This window comes from Streptomyces sp. NPDC039609, assembly GCF_055596705.1.
Map to the genome: position 1 here is coordinate 25,715 of NZ_JBVIUJ010000020.1, position 15,617 is coordinate 41,331.

Consider the following 15,617-nt stretch of genomic DNA (forward strand, 5'->3'; position numbering starts at 1 on the left):
CGCGGGGAGTCGCCTGATGGCCCACGTCGTCGAGTTGTCGTACTACCCCATCAAGAGTTGCGCCGGTACGTCGGTCACCGAGGCTCTGCTGACGCCCGCCGGCCTCGCCCACGACCGCAGCTTCATGGTCGTCAGCGAGCAGGGCGTGTTCCGTACCCAACGCCGTGATCCCCGCCTGGCCCTGATCCGGCCCAGCGTGGACCCGGAGGGCGGACGGCTCACCCTGCACTCCCCCGGCATCGAACCGCTCACCATCGACGTCGACACTTCGGGTGCACGACGGGCGGTGGACCTGTTCGGAGCCCCGTACCGGGGCATCGACCAGGGCGATCCGGCGGCCTCATGGCTCTCGGACGTGCTCCGCACCCCGAGCCGTCTGGTGCGCGTACCGCCGGAACACCACCGTGTCACGGACGGCAGGACGCCCGGCACGTCCGGCTACGCCGACAGCTGCCCGCTGCATGTCGTCTCGCGAGCCACCCTGGAACTGCTCGACCGGAGACTGGCCGCCCGCGGCGCCCCGCCCGTCGCCGCGAACCGCTTCCGCGCGAACGTGGTCGTCGACGGCTGGAACGACGCCCACACCGAGGACCGCACCCACCGCCTCTCCATCGGTGAGGCCGAACTGGGCTACGCCAAGCTCGCGATCCGCTGCGCCGTGACCTTGGTCGACCAGGAAACAGGCGCACGAGCCGGCCCGGAACCTCTTCGCACCTTGGCGACCTACCGGCGAGCCACCGAAGGCGGCATCGCATTCGGCGCGAAATTCGCCGTCCTCCTCCCCGGGAAGGTGTCCGTCGGAGACGACGTGACCGTCACGGAGTGGGGCGAATCCGAGCTTTAAGGAGGTTGTGCGGAAGGTGCCGACGGCGATCGCCTCGTACGCGGCGCGCCAGACCTCGTTGTCCACGCAGGAGCGCCCGATCGCGCGGTACTCCTCGGCGGACACGGCGCGCAGCTCCGTCAGCGCCCGGCTCTGGGCGTCGATCTCGGCCTGTACGGGTTCGGCGTCGGGCGCAGCGCCGGTGATACCCGGTCTTCGCGGTGCAGGCGAATCCCGGCAAGACCACGCGGTTCACCCCGCCGGGCGGCCGGTACGTGATCGCGGCCGGCGCATCGATCGCGGGCGGAGATGTGCTCGACCCCGACGAGGTCACCGAGCGAGCCGCCATTTCCTTCGACGGCACCTTGGCGATGCAGGCAATCCTCAACCCGGACCACACGTGGACGGTGAGTGACCAGGCGGCTCTTTCGGATCCGTGCGTCAGGTCGAGACCCATGGAGTGTCAGCGGTGGGCCGTACGTTGTGGCCATGGGCATATACCTGGTCAGTGTCGCAGCAGAGGATTGGTTCGGTGAGGATGAGGGTGGATGGGGGGAGGTCGCCTCGGCGCTGAACCAGGAACTGGGGCGACGGGGGCTGCCGCCGTACACGTCCATACCGGATGAGGGCGACTTCGCTCGTGGCTCGGGGCAGGCCTTCGAGGAGAAGCTGATCCCCTCCATGGACGGATTTGTGGCGTTGTGCCAGGCACACCTGTCACGCGAGGACGTGGAGACTCTCTGCGGCTGGACGGTGCTGGTGCCGCTGTCGCTCGACGAGGACGTCTGGCTGCCCGTCGACTCCCGCTACACGGAGTCCTCGACCATGGTCGCCGGCGCTCCTCAGGTGCTGGCGATCGCCGAGCGGCTGGCGGCGGTCATCGGCCTGCCGGCGGAGACACCGGAGATGTGCGACAACCTCGATCTGACCATGTGGTTCATGGACGGAGAAGCGAAGAAACTGGCCGCTGCCCGGCCGGGAGCATGGAGCGACGATCTGGATGCGGCCTTCTACGTCGCCCTGTATCTGCGCGCTGCCCAGCATTCGATCCGGCGCAGCAGCCCAGTCGTCTACACCTGACCACTGGTTGGCACCATGCCTCGACTTGGCTTGCTGGGCTGTTGTCTCTTGGGGACAGAGCCACGCGGGAAGTGGATGAGAGGGGCGACGATCGGAAGGCTGGAAGGGACGGCAATGATTCTGCATCTGCAGCCGGGGGTGGGCGTGGCCACGGTCAGGTTCGGCATGTCGGCCGACGAGGCGGTCGAGGCCGCCCGCGAAGTGGGCTTCACCGGGTCCGTACCGGACTGCGGCGACGCGCCCGGACAGGTGCTCTGCGAGCACGGTGAGTCCCGGGCGGAGTTCACCCTCGGCTTCACCAAGGGAGTGCTGACCGATATCCACGTGCACCGGTTCCGAATCGAGGGCGCGGAGGTGACGGTCGTACTGGACGGCCTCGATGTCTTCCGCACACCAAGCGATGAGCTGCTGGAGCGCCTTGAGGAACGAGGCCACACGGTCGAGCTGAACGATGACGGCGTGGACACCCTTCCCGACCTCAACGTGATCCTGTCGAACGAGAGCAGCTTCGACTACCCGATGGACGAGGAAGGGGACCCCATCTACTTCGACTACGCCCTCGTCACCTCCGTGGACTTCCGCGCACCGCGCGCGGATTGACGCCCGCCCTCACTCCGGACGAGGCCGGTCCGCACCCGGCGGAATCGTGTCACGACAGGCATTGCCCTCCCCGGCAGCCGGAGCTTGCCGGACGGCATTGCACGATCCGGCGTCGCCCGGTCGCTCGTACCCGCACTTACTCGAGTACGAGCGACCAGTACGAACGTGACGCTGATCAGCAGCGCCCACGCTCCGAACTTGGCCAGCGGGACCGGCTGCCAGCCGTCGAGCTGGTGGGGGTAGCTCCAGGCGCCGGCGTACGTGGCCGCGTTCTCCGCGACCCAGAGGAAGAAGCCGATCAGCGCGAAGGCCAGGGCCAGCGGAAGGCGGTAGCGGGAGCTGCCCACCGTGAAGTGGACCCAGGTGCCCGCCATCGCGGCGAGCAGCAGCACCGCGAGCAGGAGCCTGACGTCCGGGAGCCAGTGGTGGGTGAAGAAGTTCACGTACACGGCTGCCGCGAGCACCGCCATGGCCCGCGGCCGGTACCCCGACAGCGACAGATCCATGATCTTCCAGGCGCGGCAGCAGTAACTGCCGACGGCGCTGTAGAGGAACCCGCCGTAGAGCGGGACCCCCGCGACCTTCAGGACGGCTTCCTCCGGATAGCTCCACGAGCCCATCCGCACCTTCACGAGCTCGAAGAGCAGTCCCACGAGGTGGCAGCACAGGATCACGGCCGTGTCCCGGGGCCCGTCCCAGCCGACCTTGCGCGCCAGGACGGTCAGTGCCACGCCGAAGATCAGGAGCAGGTCGTAGCGTGCGACCGGCAGATCGGCGGGCAGCAGCCGCGAGGCGCCGATGCCGCCGACGAGAGCGACGGCAAAGGCGACGGCCCGCACCTGGTCGAGCCCGAAGCGCCAGAACTGGGCGCAGCCGTGGGTGATCTGCTGAAACATCATGCCCGAGCAGACATGCGTCCTGGCGCCATTGGTTCCCCGATGGCGAGGAACCCGCCTGCCCAGGTCCTTCGCCGGGTCCTTCGCCGGCGGGGGCGGCGGCCCCGTCAGCCCCCGGCCGTGGCCAGGAACTGGGTGGCCGCGAGTTCCGCGTACAGCGGATCGGCGGTGACGAGTTCACGGTGGGTGCCCACGGCGCGGACCCGGCCCGCGTCCATGACGACGATGCGGTCGGCCATGGTGACCGTGGACAGCCGGTGGGCGACCACCATCACGGTCGTGGTGCGGGCGACGTCGGCCACGGTGTCGCGCAGTGCGGCCTCGTTGACGGCGTCGAGTTGGCTCGTGGCCTCGTCGAGGAGGAGCAGACGCGGGCGGCGCAGCAGCGCCCGGGCGATCGCGACGCGCTGACGCTCGCCACCGGAGAGCTTGGTTCCGCGGTGGCCCACCAGCGTGTCGAGGCCCTTGGGGAGCCGCTCGACCAGACCGTCGAGCCGGGTGGTCCCCAGAACCCGCAGCAGGTCGTCCTCGCCGGCGTCGGGGTTGCCGAGCAGCAGGTTGTCGCGGAGGGTTCCGGAGAGCACGGGCGCGTCCTGCTCGACGTATCCGATCGCGGAACGGAGTCGGGGAATCTCCCACTCGTCCAGGTCGCGGCCGTCGAAGGTGATCGTTCCGGCGCCCGGGTCGTAGAACCGCTCGATGAGGGAGAAGACCGTGGTCTTGCCCGCTCCGGACGGGCCGACGAAGGCTGTCATGCCACGCGGCGGTACGGAGAAGGTCACGCCGTGGTGGATGTACGGGAGATCGTCCGCGTACCGGAACCGGACGTCCTCGAAGGCGAGCGCGGCGGGTTCGGCTCCGGGCTCGGGCAGCGGTGCGGGCGCGGCCGGCGGCTCGGCCGGCAGACGCAGTGCCTCGCGGATCCGGGCGAGGGCGGCGGACCCCGCCTGGTACTGGGTGACGGCGCCGACGACCTGCTGGATCGGGGACATCAGATAGAAGACGTACAGCAGGAACGCGACGAGGGTGCCGACATCGATCGCGTCGGTGGCGACCCGGGCGCCGCCGACCGCGAGCACGGTGATGAACGCGATCTGCATGGACAGGCCGGCCGTGTTCCCGGCCAGCGCCGACCACTTGGCGGCCCGTACGCTCTGCCGCCAGGACTCCTCGGCCGCCGCGTGCACGGCCTGCTCCTCACGGTGCTCGGCGCCGGACGCCTTGACCGTGCGCAGTGCGCCGAGGATGCGTTCCAGCGACGCGCCCATGGCGCCGACGGCGTCCTGCGCCTGGCGGCTGGCCTTGTTGATCCGGGGCACGATCACGCCGATCACCGTACCCGCGCCCAGCACCACGCCGAGCGTGACGGCCAGCAGGACAGGGTCGACCAGGCCCATCATCGCCAGCGTCGCGACGAGCGTCAGCCCGCCGGTGCCGAGGCCCACCAGGGAGTCGGTGGTGACCTCGCGCAGCAGGGTCGTGTCGGAGGTCACACGGGCCATCAGGTCGCCGGGTTCGCTCCGGTCGACGGCGGCGATACGAAGCCTCAGCAGATATGACGTCAAGGTGCGTCGCGCGCCGAGGACGACCGACTCGGCGGTGCGCCGCAGAACGTAGCCACCGAGCGCGCCGATCCCCGCGTTGGCGACGACCAGGGCAGACATCAGCAGCAGGGCGCCTGCGATCGAACGGTCGTCGGAGAGCGCGTCGATGAGGTACTTGGCCACCAGCGGCAGCGCGAGCCCGGTGGCTCCGGTGACCAGCGACAGCACGGCGCCGAGGAGCAGCGTCCAGCGGTGCGGCCGTACGTATTCGAGGAGCATGCGCCAGGCGGGCGTGACGGGTTCGGCGGGCTCACCGTTCGCGGAGCGGTCCTGCGGGGCGGGTGCGGTGGGTGGGGCGGACTCTGTGGTGGTGGCCACGCATGCTCCTCGTCGTGCTGTGTCGGGTGGGCCGGGTCCGCATGGGCGGGGAGGCGGCATCCATGTACGTCCGAGCCCGGGGCGGGGACGAGGGGTGAGGCTCCTGGACAGCAGACGCGTGCGCGGGCACGGCGGTTGAGGGCGGAGGCCGGTCCGGCTCAGTATCAAGCCGCCGTGCCGTTGTGTCATCGGGGTTTCGGTCCGAGACAGCCCGACTCGCCGGTGATGGTCGCCCTCGCGCTCGGGGAGAGCGGGAAAGAGGCGCCCCGACGGTCTCCGGCGCGGCAGGGAGGCACCGCCCGTTCGTCGACGGACCCCGGCCGGTACGGAGCCGGCGTCGGCCCCTGCGGTTTCTGCCGCAGGGGCCGAGGGCCGTCAGCACCCCTATCGCGTCAGGTAGTCCTGTCGCAGGGCGTCGAGGATCTGGGCCGCCTCGGGGAGGTCCGCCTTCCGGCAGCGCGCCGCTGCGGTCGTCAGGCGGGCGATGGCCTCCTTGAACCGGCCGAGGCCCTTCCCCTCGATCAGGGCGGCGATCCGGACCGCTTCGGCGCGCGGCACCTCGCCGTGTTCTCCGCCCTGTTCGTTGGCGGCGATGGCGGCCTCCGCCTCGACCAGGGCCTCCGGATGGCGTTCGGCCTCCGCCAGGACGAGGGCACGGCGGTAGTGCACGGTGCCGATCTCGTACCAGGGAACGAAGTTCTCGTCGCCCTCCGGCACAGCGCCACGGATCGCGTCGGCCTGCGCCAGGTGGTCCAGGGCGGTGTCCAGACCGTCGGTCCCCTGGGACAGCATGGTGAGACGCGCGAACTCGCACATCATGTGCACGATCAAGGACGGGTTCGGTGCCTCGGCGTGCGCCGCGACGGCGCGCTCGTACGCCGTGCGCGCCGCGTCCCAGCGGTCGGCCAACGCCAGCGCGGTGGCCGCGTCCGCCGCCACCAGGGTGTGCACCGCTCGCTCCTCCTCCCACGCGGCCACGATGTCCGCGAGACGCAGGAACTCCTCGGCCGCGGCCAAGTACTCCTCCAGCTCCCGCAGTCCGCGCGCCAGAGACAGCCGAGCCTGGGCGAGCACTCGCTCGTCGAGCGAAGAGGCCGCCTCATCGGAGAGGACCGATTCCAGTACGGCTACGGCGTCGGCCTGCCGGCCGCTGCGCGCGAGGACGTCGGCGAGCTGGATCCGGGTGTCGGTGGCCTCGTTGTGCTCCCCGCCCTGGTCGAACCGCGCCGCAGCCTCCGAGAGGTGGCGGACGGCCGCGCCGAAGTCCCCGAGATGTGTGGTGGCGTGGCCGAGCAGTGCGTACGTCGGCGCCAGCGGGAACTCCGTGTCGTCGTGCCGGACCGCGTCGGAGATCGCCTGGTGCAGCAGCTCCACCGCCTCCGCCGGCTCCTCCTTGGACATCAGGATCTGGGCGAGCAGGGCGCGCGGACGCGAACCGCGCCAGGGCCTCCCGGAGGCCTCCACCTCCTTGAGCGAGGCGCGGAGCTCCGTCTCGGCGCCTGCGATGTCACCGCGGCGGACGGCGATGTCTGCGACGAACTGCCGTGCGTTGGCCACATGGTGCGGGACGGACAGGCGCTCAGCCTCGGAGTGCAGCGTACGGGCGAACTCCTCGAACCGCTCCCGGGCGGAGTCGGAGGCCTCCGGCCCCCGCACCACCTCCTGGTAGGCGACGAAGGTGCAGGAGTACAGCACCGTGAGATACGACAGCACGCGCTCCAGTCCCGCGTCGCCCTCGAACGCGGCCTCGCCCTCCCCGAGGGCCTCGCCCGTCAACGGGGCATCGGTCTTGAGTCGCTCCGCCTCGCTCAGGGCCTCGTCCATGGCGGCCGTGGCCCGATCCGCGTCCAGCGGCTCGTGGGCCTGGTCCGCTCCCCCGTCCTCCTGCGCCGTCGACGCGCCGTCCGCTTCCTGGTCGGCGACGAACTGCCAGGCGAAGGCGCGCGCCCGTGCGGACAGGGCGTGCCACGGCATGCCGAGCCCCTCGAACAGCTCGGCGGCCTCCTTCAGCTCGGTGATGCTCTCGGCGGCGCGGTCCTCGTGCGAGAGCCGGAACGCGTTCTGCTCGGCGAGTTCCGCCCGCAGGAGGCCCTCCGGGCCGAGCCGGTCGTCGTGGGTCGCGGTGCCGTCCGCGAGGCGTTCGGCGATGCGGGTCCAGAGCCTTGCGCCCGCGGGGTTCCCCACGGTCTCCAGGCGCCGCGCCTCGCGCACCAGGGAGACGAAGTCCTCGGGAACGTCGACGACGGCGGTGGGTGCGGAGACCGTCGCCGGTGTGCTCTTCGCTCCGGAGGAGCGGGCGACGGACGTCCGCAGTCCGAGGGGCAGCGGCTCGTCGAGCAGCGGGCGCTGTTCGAGCCGGAGCCGCCGGTGGTCGCCGACGGCCGTGGTGCCGTTGCGCGCGTCGAACGCTGCGGCGAGCGCGTCCGCGTCGGAACGGACATGGGCGAGGAGTTCGCCGGCGGTCCAGTTCCGTCCGGGCGGGCCGGCGACGGCGGTGTCGGCGTGCCCGTCCTCGACGAGACGGGCGAGCAGCACCTCCACACCGGTGAGGAAGCCCAGGCGGGCCAGCGGAGCGCCGGTCGCCTCGAACAGCGGGCGGTTCTCGGCGAGGATCTCCAGCCCGCGGCCCTCGTTGCGCGAGAGGGCGCAGAACTCGAGGTGGTGACCGACCTCGTCCTGCATACCGGTGTTGCCCCGGACCCGCCGGTATCCGGTGAGGTGGTGGGAACGGGCCTCGTCCGTGCGGCCGAGGCGCAGCAGCGCCGGCAGGGCGCGCGCCTGGCTCATCTGGGGCTCCTCGCTGCACCCCTGCTCCCCTGCGAGGACCGGCCGCCACGTGTCGAGCGCTCCGGTGTGGTCGCCGGACATCACCTGGTGCCAGGCGAGATGCCGGGTCTCGCACGCCTCGCAGTCGCTGAGTTCGGTGCGGGGCCGGGTGGCCCAGAGGTCGTAGGCGTCGGCGACGCCGGTGCCCGTGTGGGACGCCACGTGGTAGCGCATCGCCGCCACCGGCTGCATACCGTGCTCGGCCGTCTCGTAGCGGCTGCGCATCTGGTCGATCCAGCCGTGGACGGTGGCCAGCGGCATCTCCGGTACCTGGAGCAGGGACGTCGTCACCCACTTGAAGCGCCAGAAGACCTGGTGGGCCTCCCATTGGCTGAAGGATTCGGGAGCGGTGTCCCACAGTTTGAGCACCCGGGCGAAGGCGACGGGCGACTTGCGGTGTTCGCCGGTGAACTCGTACGCCGACATCAGCTCCAGCAGGGCGGTGACGAGGACGTCGGGCTTCTCGAAGGCCTCGGCCGCCTCGACGAGTTCTTCGGCGGTGATGGTGCGCTGAATGCCGTGGGGGCGGTCGTTGTTCTCGCGCAACGCCTCGACCACGGCCTCGGGGGTGTCCAGCATCAGATGTCCTTCCGGGGCTCGGAGCCGGGTGCCGCCGTGCCGGGGTGGTGCATGGCGTGGGTGAGCAGGCCGATGAAGGCCCGGTTGAGCAGGGCGCTCTCGCTCGCGCGGAGCGGGCGGCGGCTGAGCAGCAGGGCCTGGCCGTAGAGGGCCTCGGCGGTCGTGACGGCCAGCCCGCGCTCGGTGATCGTGATGGCCTGGCGGACCAGCGGGTTGAGGTGGTTCAGGACGAGCTGTGCGCGCGGGGTCTCGTGGCGCAGGGAGCCGAGGATGTCGGCCCACAGTCCGTCGCTGTCGGCGGCGAGGCTCGACCGGGTCCGCTCGTGGCGTGCCTCTCGGTTGTCGAGGAGGAGCGCGGGTGCGGTGACGGGCTGGAAGTCACGCAGGACGACGTCGCAGTCGTGGACGCCGATCGTCTCCCGGGCGACGGCGAGGAAGGCCGCCGCGCGCAGTTCGGCGGTCGGGTCCACGGCGTCGAGATGGGCGGTGACGGTGGCGGGGTCGAGGTCGGTGACGGCCGCTCCGGGGCGGATCTCGGGCAGCCTGTGCACGAGGTCACGGTCGTAGGTGTAGCCGCCGTTGACGACGCCCAGGCCGGCGGCCGAGGCGATCGGGGCGACCTGGCGGAACTCCTCGACGCTGCGGGTGACCAGGAGGGTCGGGTGCGTCCGCGCGAACTCCTCGAGGGTGACGTTGCCGTCGGTGGTCTCGAACGGCAGCCAGGGCAACACGATGCGCAGCAGCTCGTCGTCGTAGCGGGCGAGCGCCTTGACCGCGAGGTGGTGCGTGTCGATGAAGCGGTGGAGCAGGGAGGGGTCGCTGGCGGCGAGTCCGGTGAGCCAGTCGCGGATCCGGTCGCCGAGGGCGTCCCGTACAGCGGACAGGGTGCCGTCCTCGTACAGCGCCTCGCGGGAGGCGGTGGGCCGCAGGCTGGTGGTGTCGACCACGCACCGTACGAAGAACGCCCACTCCGGCAGGAGTTCGGGCGCCTGGTCCGTGAGGAGCATGCCCTTGAGGTGCACGCGGTGGCCCGCGCGCTGGGCCGGGCTCACGGCCGTGGGAAGGACGTACGCGACGCCGCGCAGGCCGGCCGCGGGAAGGTCGAGCTCGATGGTGTCGAGCGGTGTGAAGTCGAAGAGGTCGCGGCAGTACGCGGTCATCGCCTCGCGGCGGGCAAGCGGGGAGCGATGGCTCCGCTCCCACGGGGGCTGCTCGTTGACCCGGTGGGTCTCGCCCCGCGGTCCGACGACGGTGACCTCGTGCCGCAGAAGACCGCCGTAGTGCCGGGCCAGGGCGACGACCTGCTCCGGGCTCGTCCACTCCGCGTTGTCTGCGCGCGGCGTGAGCCGGACGGTGGTGCCCGGCTCGGGCACGGCCGAGGCGGGCAGGGTACGGATGGTGTAGCCGCCGTCGGAGTGGCCACGCCATTCGACGGCGGGGGCGGCCGGGTCGGCGGCGGAACGGCTGAGCACGGTGATCTCGTCCGCCACGACGAAGCAGGCGAGCAGGCCGATGCCGAACTGGCCGATGAACTCGCCGCGCGCGGCGTCGAGTCCGGCGCCGTCGAGGGCGCCTTCGGCGGTCCGCTTGGAGCTGCGCCCGATGGTGGCGAGGAACCGGTGGACATCGGCCTCGGTCAACCCGACGCCGGTGTCCGTGACGGTGAGGGTGTCACCTGTGCGCACGGTGATGGTGCCGGGGGCGTCGGGCGCGAGCGCCTGCCGGGCGGTGATGGCGTCCACGGCGTTCTGGAGCAGCTCGCGCAGGTAGACACGGGGACTCGAGTAGAGGTGGTGGGAGAGCAGGTCGACCAGTCCACGCAAGTCGACCTGGAAGGTGTGAGCGGTCTCGGATTGGGGCACCTTGCGGAGTCTTTCGGTAGGGCACGCCTGCCGCCGTTCGGCGACGTGGGCGGGTTACGGATGGAAGGCGGGGCGGGGCCGGAGTGCCCGTTCGACGCATCGGCTCGAAGCGCCGGGCCGGAGCGCCGGGCCGTCGAGACGGAGGCCGTTCGCGTCACGGAACGTCAGGACGGCCGTCGGTACGGGAACCGGGCGGAACGGCAGGACGACCGGATGCCCCGATGCGCCGGCGGCGCGGGGCTACCCGTGCCGCGCCTGGCGGTCACGGGGTGCGTGGCACCTCCGGCTCAGCGCCCGGCCGACGAACACTGCTTCCGGTAGGCCGCGGCGGGGTCGGTTCCGTCGAGGTAGTTCCAGGGGGACTCTGTGACGCGGCCCTCGAGGGCCTGGAAGCACTCCCGCGCCGAGACACGGTCTCCGGCCAGTGAGAAGGCCATGGCGAAGGTGTTGAGGACCTGGAGCCAGGCTCCGCGGCGGACGAAGTCCGGGTGCCGGAAGGAGTGATCGGCGGCCTTCCGCAGGGACACGGTCACCTCGGGCCGGCGCATGTACGCGTCGTCCGGTCCCTGGTCGAGGGAGAGCCACTCCTCGATGTGCGCGTCCGCGATGAGCTGGCCCAGGTGTGTGCCGCCAGGAGCGCCGAACGCGGCCTTCCCCGCGAAGGCGTGCATCTCCTCGTGCGAGCCGCCCCACTTCTCGCAGACCTGCTGCAACTGTTGCTGATGCGCTCCGAGATGGTGGGGGTCGCGTCGAACCGTCGCCTCGAAGCGGCGGCGCGCGACGTCCTGGCCGACCTGGAGGCCGCGGCCGGTGGTCTGGAGGCCGTACCAGGGCGAAGTCCATTGCGGTTCGCGCTCGGCCACCTCGTACAGGTACGTCTCGGCCGTACGCAGCCGGTCGTGGAAGATCTCGAACTGCTCGCGCGACACGTGCTGTGCCCGCGCCGCGGTCCGGGCCTCCCACCCCCAGCTGATGTGGCGGATGCCCGCCACGAGCCGGGGCAGCGCCGCGTCGGGTTCTGCTTCGAGCACGCCGGCGATCCAGCGCTCCACTCCCGCGATGTCGCCGACGGCCCACAGCAGCTCGGTCCGGTCCTCGCTCTCGGGACGTGCTTCGAGCACGTTCCGCACGGTGTCCCAGTCCGCTGCCGCGGCGGCCTCCCGCACGCGCCGTACGTCAGGATCGCCGGAGTCCTCCTGTACGCGCGCAACGGGCCGACCTGCCCATTTCCCCAGCGTGAGCCCCCATTCACGGAGCAACGCCATGTCCCCACCCCTTGCTGTGTCCGAACGGGGAGGCCGATGATCAACCCCCTCGTGGAGGTAGTGACTATCACGCGCGACCGACAATCGCACACTCTTTCCCGTCCGGAGTCCGGCGGCTGCTCGGGCGTACGTCGCCGCGTTCGCCTGGGGCAGCTGGGTCGCGACGCGCGGGCCGGGGCTCAGGGCGGCATCCCTGCGGGGGTGCCTGGCGGGTCACCACCAGTAGGCGGGGTACCTCGGTGAGGTGCGGCGGATGCGGGAGCCGGCGTAGCCCGTCAGCACGAGGAGGACCGTGGAGCCGAAGAGGAGGGGGACGAACCGGGCGGGTGCGGGTGTCTGGAGCACGATGACGACGGCGGTGGCGCAGGCGGCGGAGTGCGGCGTGCGGGCGAAGGTGGTCAGCGCGAGAGTGAGTCCCGCGGCGACGGCCGCGGTCCACGCGTTGCTGCCCGCGGCTGCGAGGGCGGCGTAGCCCACGGCGGCGCCGAGCAGGTGGCCCACGATGACGCTGCGGGGTTGGGCCAGGGGCAGCGTGGGGGCGGCGTGCACCAGAGCGGCGCTGGCGGCCAGCGGGGGTATCAGCACCGGTTCGTGGATCACCGCGCCGATCGCGACCAGCGCCAGCAGGACGGCCGTCGCGGCACTCACGCTGTGGAACGCGGCCACCGGCGAGGGTCTGGCCGGAGCACGGCCGCCGAACCGCGGCGGGCGAGGACGGTCGAGGGTGGCGTGGGCGTGTTCGGGACGCGAAGGGGCGTCGGTACTCATGTGTGCTGTTTCCGTGGCAGGCGGCCGAGGGCCGGATGGAGCAGGAGCGGTGGGGACGACATAGGGGCTCTGTGATCGACAGCCGGCCCGGCTCTGCGCATCGCCCTGGTGTCGGCGGCGCAACCTCTCACGACTCTAACCTGCGGGTTTGCGGCGGTATGACTCGGGGTCCGCGACTCCGTCGCGTCGGCGGAACGGTGCGGCCGAGCACTGTCTGCGGATCCCGGAGCTGCGGATCCCGGAGAAACTCCCCGGGTCCTCGAACCGGTGACAGGAGCTCGGCGTTCAGGCACCCGACGTCACGATGGGCCGCCCGCCTTGAGTGCGGGCGGCCCATCGCTGAGCGGCACCGTGCTCGCCGTGGATGTCCCGGCGGACGCACCGCATCGGCTCCCGGCACGATCAGCCCAGTACGTTGAGCGCCCCCGGTTGCACCCGCACCGTCACCGGCAGGGTCGCGTCGACCTCGCCGTCGGCGCCGTACGGGAGCGGGCGGTCCGCCTCGATGCGGATCTCCTTGCCGCGCAGGATCTCCACCTGGGGGCGGTTCACGTGCGCTCCGGTCTTCAGCTCGTTCATCGTCGCGAAGAAGTGGCGCTTGGGGGCGTCACCGATCACCACGACGTCCAGCATCCCGTCGTCGAGTCGCGCGCCGGGTGCGACGTTCCGGCCGAAGCCGTAGAAGCCGGAGTTCGCCGCGACGACCGTGTAGCCGTCGCGCTCGTGCAGCACCCCGTCGACCGTGATCCGGTACGCGGCCGACCGCCAGGCGAGGACGGCCCGCAGGCCGCCCGCGTAGTACGACGCCGCGCCCCGCAGCAGACGCGAGGCGTTGGCGTGGCGATTGGCGACCGCGTCGACGCCCGCGTACACGCTTCCGAGGACGGAGACGCGTGCGTGGAACGCGGACTCCACCTCGATCGTGTCGACCGCGCGCGGTACGCCGTCGAGCAGCACCCGCGCGAGCCCAGGGGCGTCGGTGGGCAGTTCCAGCGCGCGGGCGAAGTCGTTGCCGCGGCCTGCGGGAACAAGGCCGAACACCGTGTCCGTGCCGCTGAGCGCGCCACCGACGCAGCCGGCCATGCCGTCACCGCCGACCGCGAGCACGACGTGACCCTGTGCTCCCGCCCGGCGGGCGAGTTCCTGCGCGTGTTCCAGGTTGCGGCTGTACACGGTGTCGAGGCGCGCGCCCGCTTCCCGCAGCAGCCGGGCCAGCGGGAGCAGGGCCGCCGTGCCGCTGGATCCCCCTGCAGTGGGGTTGACGACGGCGGTGAACTGTCGCATGGATCAGGCCTCCGGAGGGGAGATGGAGAGTCGGCGGACGGTCGGGGTCGGCTGGTGCGTTCAGCGGACGGGGATGAGGACGCCGGGGCTGAGGACGCCGGACGGGTCGACCTCGGCCTTGACCGCCTGCAGCATGCGGACTCCCAGGGGTCCGATCTCGCGGGCGTACCAGTCACGGTGGTCGGTGCCGACGCCGTGGTGGTGGCTGATGGTGCCGCCGGCCGTCAGGATCGCGTCGTTGGCGGCCCGCTTCACGGGGTCCCAGTGGGCGACCGCGTCCTCGCCCTGCGCCGAGACGACGGTGAAGTACAGCGAGGCACCGTTCTCGTACGTGTGGGAGATGTGGCACATGACGAGCGGCGGGGTGCCGGCCTCGGTGAGCGCGCTGGTCAGCGCGTTGCGCACCCCCGCGTACAACTCGGGCAGCGTGGACCAGAACCCGGCGGTCTCGAGCGTCTCCGCGAAGGCGCCGGCGTCGAGCAGAGCGTCGCGCAGGTAGGGGGCGTTGTAGCGCCCGTGCTCCCACCGGTCACCCGGCTCCTCGCCGACGTACTCTCCGCCGGCGTCGAGCAGGATCTCGCGCGCGGCGGCGCGGCGGGACTCGGTATCGGCCTCGGTGCCCTCGTAGCCGGTGATCGCCATGCAGCCGGAGGTCGGCGGGGTGTCGGCGGCGCCGATGGCGTCCGGCTGCGCGAGTCCGATGAAGGTCTCGGTCTCGTCCGACAGGCGCAGCACGGTGGGGCGCGGGCCGTCCTGGGCGAGTCGGCGCAGGGCGGCGGCCCCGGCCTCGAAGGAGGCGAAGCGCCAGCCCTCGTAGACGCGCTTCTGCGGCAGGGGGCGGATGCGGACGGTCACCGCCGTGATGACTCCGAGGGCGCCCTCGGAGCCGAGGATCAGCTGGCGCAGGTCGGGACCGGCCGCCGAGCGGGGGGCACGTCCGGTCTCGAGCGTGCCCTCCGGGGTGGCGACGGTGAGGGCGAGGACCATCTCGTCGAAGCGGCCGTATCCGGCGGAGGCCTGGCCGCTGGAACGGGCCGCGGCGAAGCCGCCGACAGTTGCCCACTCGAACGACTGCGGGAAGTGGCCGAGGGTCCAGCCCTTCTCGTTCAGCAGTGCCTCGACCTGGGGGCCGCGCAGGCCGGGCTGCACTGTCGCGGTGCGGGACACCTCGTCGACGGCGAGCAGCTGGTCGAGGCGGCGCAGGTCGAGGGCGACGAACGGCCGCTTCGTCTCGGGCGCGAGGCCGCCGACGACGGACGTACCGCCGCCGAACGGGACGGCGGACAGACCGTGGGCGGCACAGGCACGCAGCACGGCCAGCACCTCGTCGTGGTCGGCCGGCAGTACGACGGCGGCCGGAATGTCGTCGACCTCGCCGGCCCGGATACGCAACAGGTCGGGGGTCGACTTGCCGCGGGTGTGCCGGATTCGGCTCTCGGCGTCGTCGCGCAGCGCGTCCTGAGCCGCGAGCGCCGACGTGAGCGCGGCGCGCGCCTCGCCGGTCAGCGCCGGGGCGGGGAGCTCGATGTCGTCGAGGGTCGACGGGCCGCTTGCGCGGGGGGTGACGCCGAGCAGGTCACGCAGCAGGCCGGTCACCGCGTCGGGAAGGGGGGCCGCCTTGGCCGGGTCGCCCCAGCCGCTCCACAACATGTCCACTTCGAGAAGTTCCTCTCGGTCTGATTCACGGACGGTGCTGCCGCTCGGCCCGTACT

Annotated in this window: 10 protein-coding genes and 2 pseudogenes; 3 read left to right on the forward strand and 9 right to left on the reverse strand. The window is 71.8% G+C overall.

What is annotated here, in order from left to right:
- Positions 1 to 16 precede the first annotated feature (16 nt).
- Positions 17 to 844 carry an MOSC domain-containing protein gene (locus ACZ561_RS37690; protein WP_471004250.1) on the forward strand — a complete coding sequence of 276 codons (828 nt, stop codon included), beginning with the start codon at positions 17 to 19 and terminating at the stop codon, positions 842 to 844.
- 18 nt (positions 845 to 862) lie between these two features.
- On the opposite strand, the pseudogene ACZ561_RS37695 reads toward ACZ561_RS37690, so the two are convergent.
- Positions 863 to 1,024: pseudogene (locus ACZ561_RS37695) on the reverse strand (MerR family transcriptional regulator); the annotation flags it as partial.
- 288 nt (positions 1,025 to 1,312) lie between these two features.
- On the opposite strand from ACZ561_RS37695, the gene ACZ561_RS37700 reads away from it, so the two are divergent.
- Together ACZ561_RS37700 and ACZ561_RS37705 are read left to right on the forward strand one after the other, a co-directional pair.
- Positions 1,313 to 1,903, forward strand: coding sequence for a hypothetical protein (locus ACZ561_RS37700; RefSeq protein WP_471004251.1), 591 nt, complete (start codon positions 1,313 to 1,315; stop codon positions 1,901 to 1,903).
- Between the two features lie 114 nt (positions 1,904 to 2,017).
- Entirely contained in the window at positions 2,018 to 2,503 is a 486-nt protein-coding gene (locus ACZ561_RS37705; protein ID WP_471004253.1) for a hypothetical protein, read from the forward strand.
- A gap of 140 nt (positions 2,504 to 2,643) precedes the next feature.
- Here the strand turns inward: ACZ561_RS37705 and ACZ561_RS37710 are convergent.
- From ACZ561_RS37710 to ACZ561_RS37745, 8 genes and pseudogenes are all read right to left on the reverse strand, one after another.
- Positions 2,644 to 3,402, reverse strand: a pseudogene (locus ACZ561_RS37710) (DUF817 domain-containing protein); the annotation flags it as partial.
- Between the two features lie 104 nt (positions 3,403 to 3,506).
- Positions 3,507 to 5,222, reverse strand: a complete 1,716-nt coding sequence (locus ACZ561_RS37715; RefSeq protein WP_471004366.1) for an ABC transporter ATP-binding protein — start codon at positions 5,220 to 5,222, stop codon at positions 3,507 to 3,509.
- 483 nt (positions 5,223 to 5,705) lie between these two features.
- Complete coding sequence (locus tag ACZ561_RS37720) at positions 5,706 to 8,726, reverse strand: tetratricopeptide repeat protein (protein WP_471004255.1); 3,021 nt, start codon at positions 8,724 to 8,726, stop codon at positions 5,706 to 5,708.
- Positions 8,726 to 10,588 (reverse strand): HSP90 family protein, encoded by a 1,863-nt coding sequence (locus tag ACZ561_RS37725; RefSeq protein WP_471004256.1) that lies wholly within the window; start codon positions 10,586 to 10,588, stop codon positions 8,726 to 8,728. Before ACZ561_RS37725 ends, ACZ561_RS37720 begins: the two co-directional genes overlap by 1 nt.
- A 287-nt stretch (positions 10,589 to 10,875) precedes the next feature.
- Positions 10,876 to 11,853 (reverse strand): hypothetical protein, encoded by a 978-nt coding sequence (locus tag ACZ561_RS37730; protein WP_471004258.1) that lies wholly within the window; start codon positions 11,851 to 11,853, stop codon positions 10,876 to 10,878.
- Between the two features lie 213 nt (positions 11,854 to 12,066).
- Positions 12,067 to 12,621, reverse strand: a complete 555-nt coding sequence (locus tag ACZ561_RS37735; RefSeq protein ID WP_471004259.1) for an HPP family protein — start codon at positions 12,619 to 12,621, stop codon at positions 12,067 to 12,069.
- Positions 12,622 to 13,023: 402 nt separating this feature from the next.
- Positions 13,024 to 13,905 (reverse strand): diacylglycerol/lipid kinase family protein, encoded by an 882-nt coding sequence (locus ACZ561_RS37740; RefSeq protein WP_471004261.1) that lies wholly within the window; start codon positions 13,903 to 13,905, stop codon positions 13,024 to 13,026.
- Positions 13,906 to 13,965: 60 nt separating this feature from the next.
- A complete protein-coding gene (locus ACZ561_RS37745; RefSeq protein WP_471004263.1) occupies positions 13,966 to 15,561 on the reverse strand; it encodes an FAD-binding oxidoreductase in 1,596 nt (531 codons plus the stop codon).
- Positions 15,562 to 15,617 lie beyond the last annotated feature (56 nt).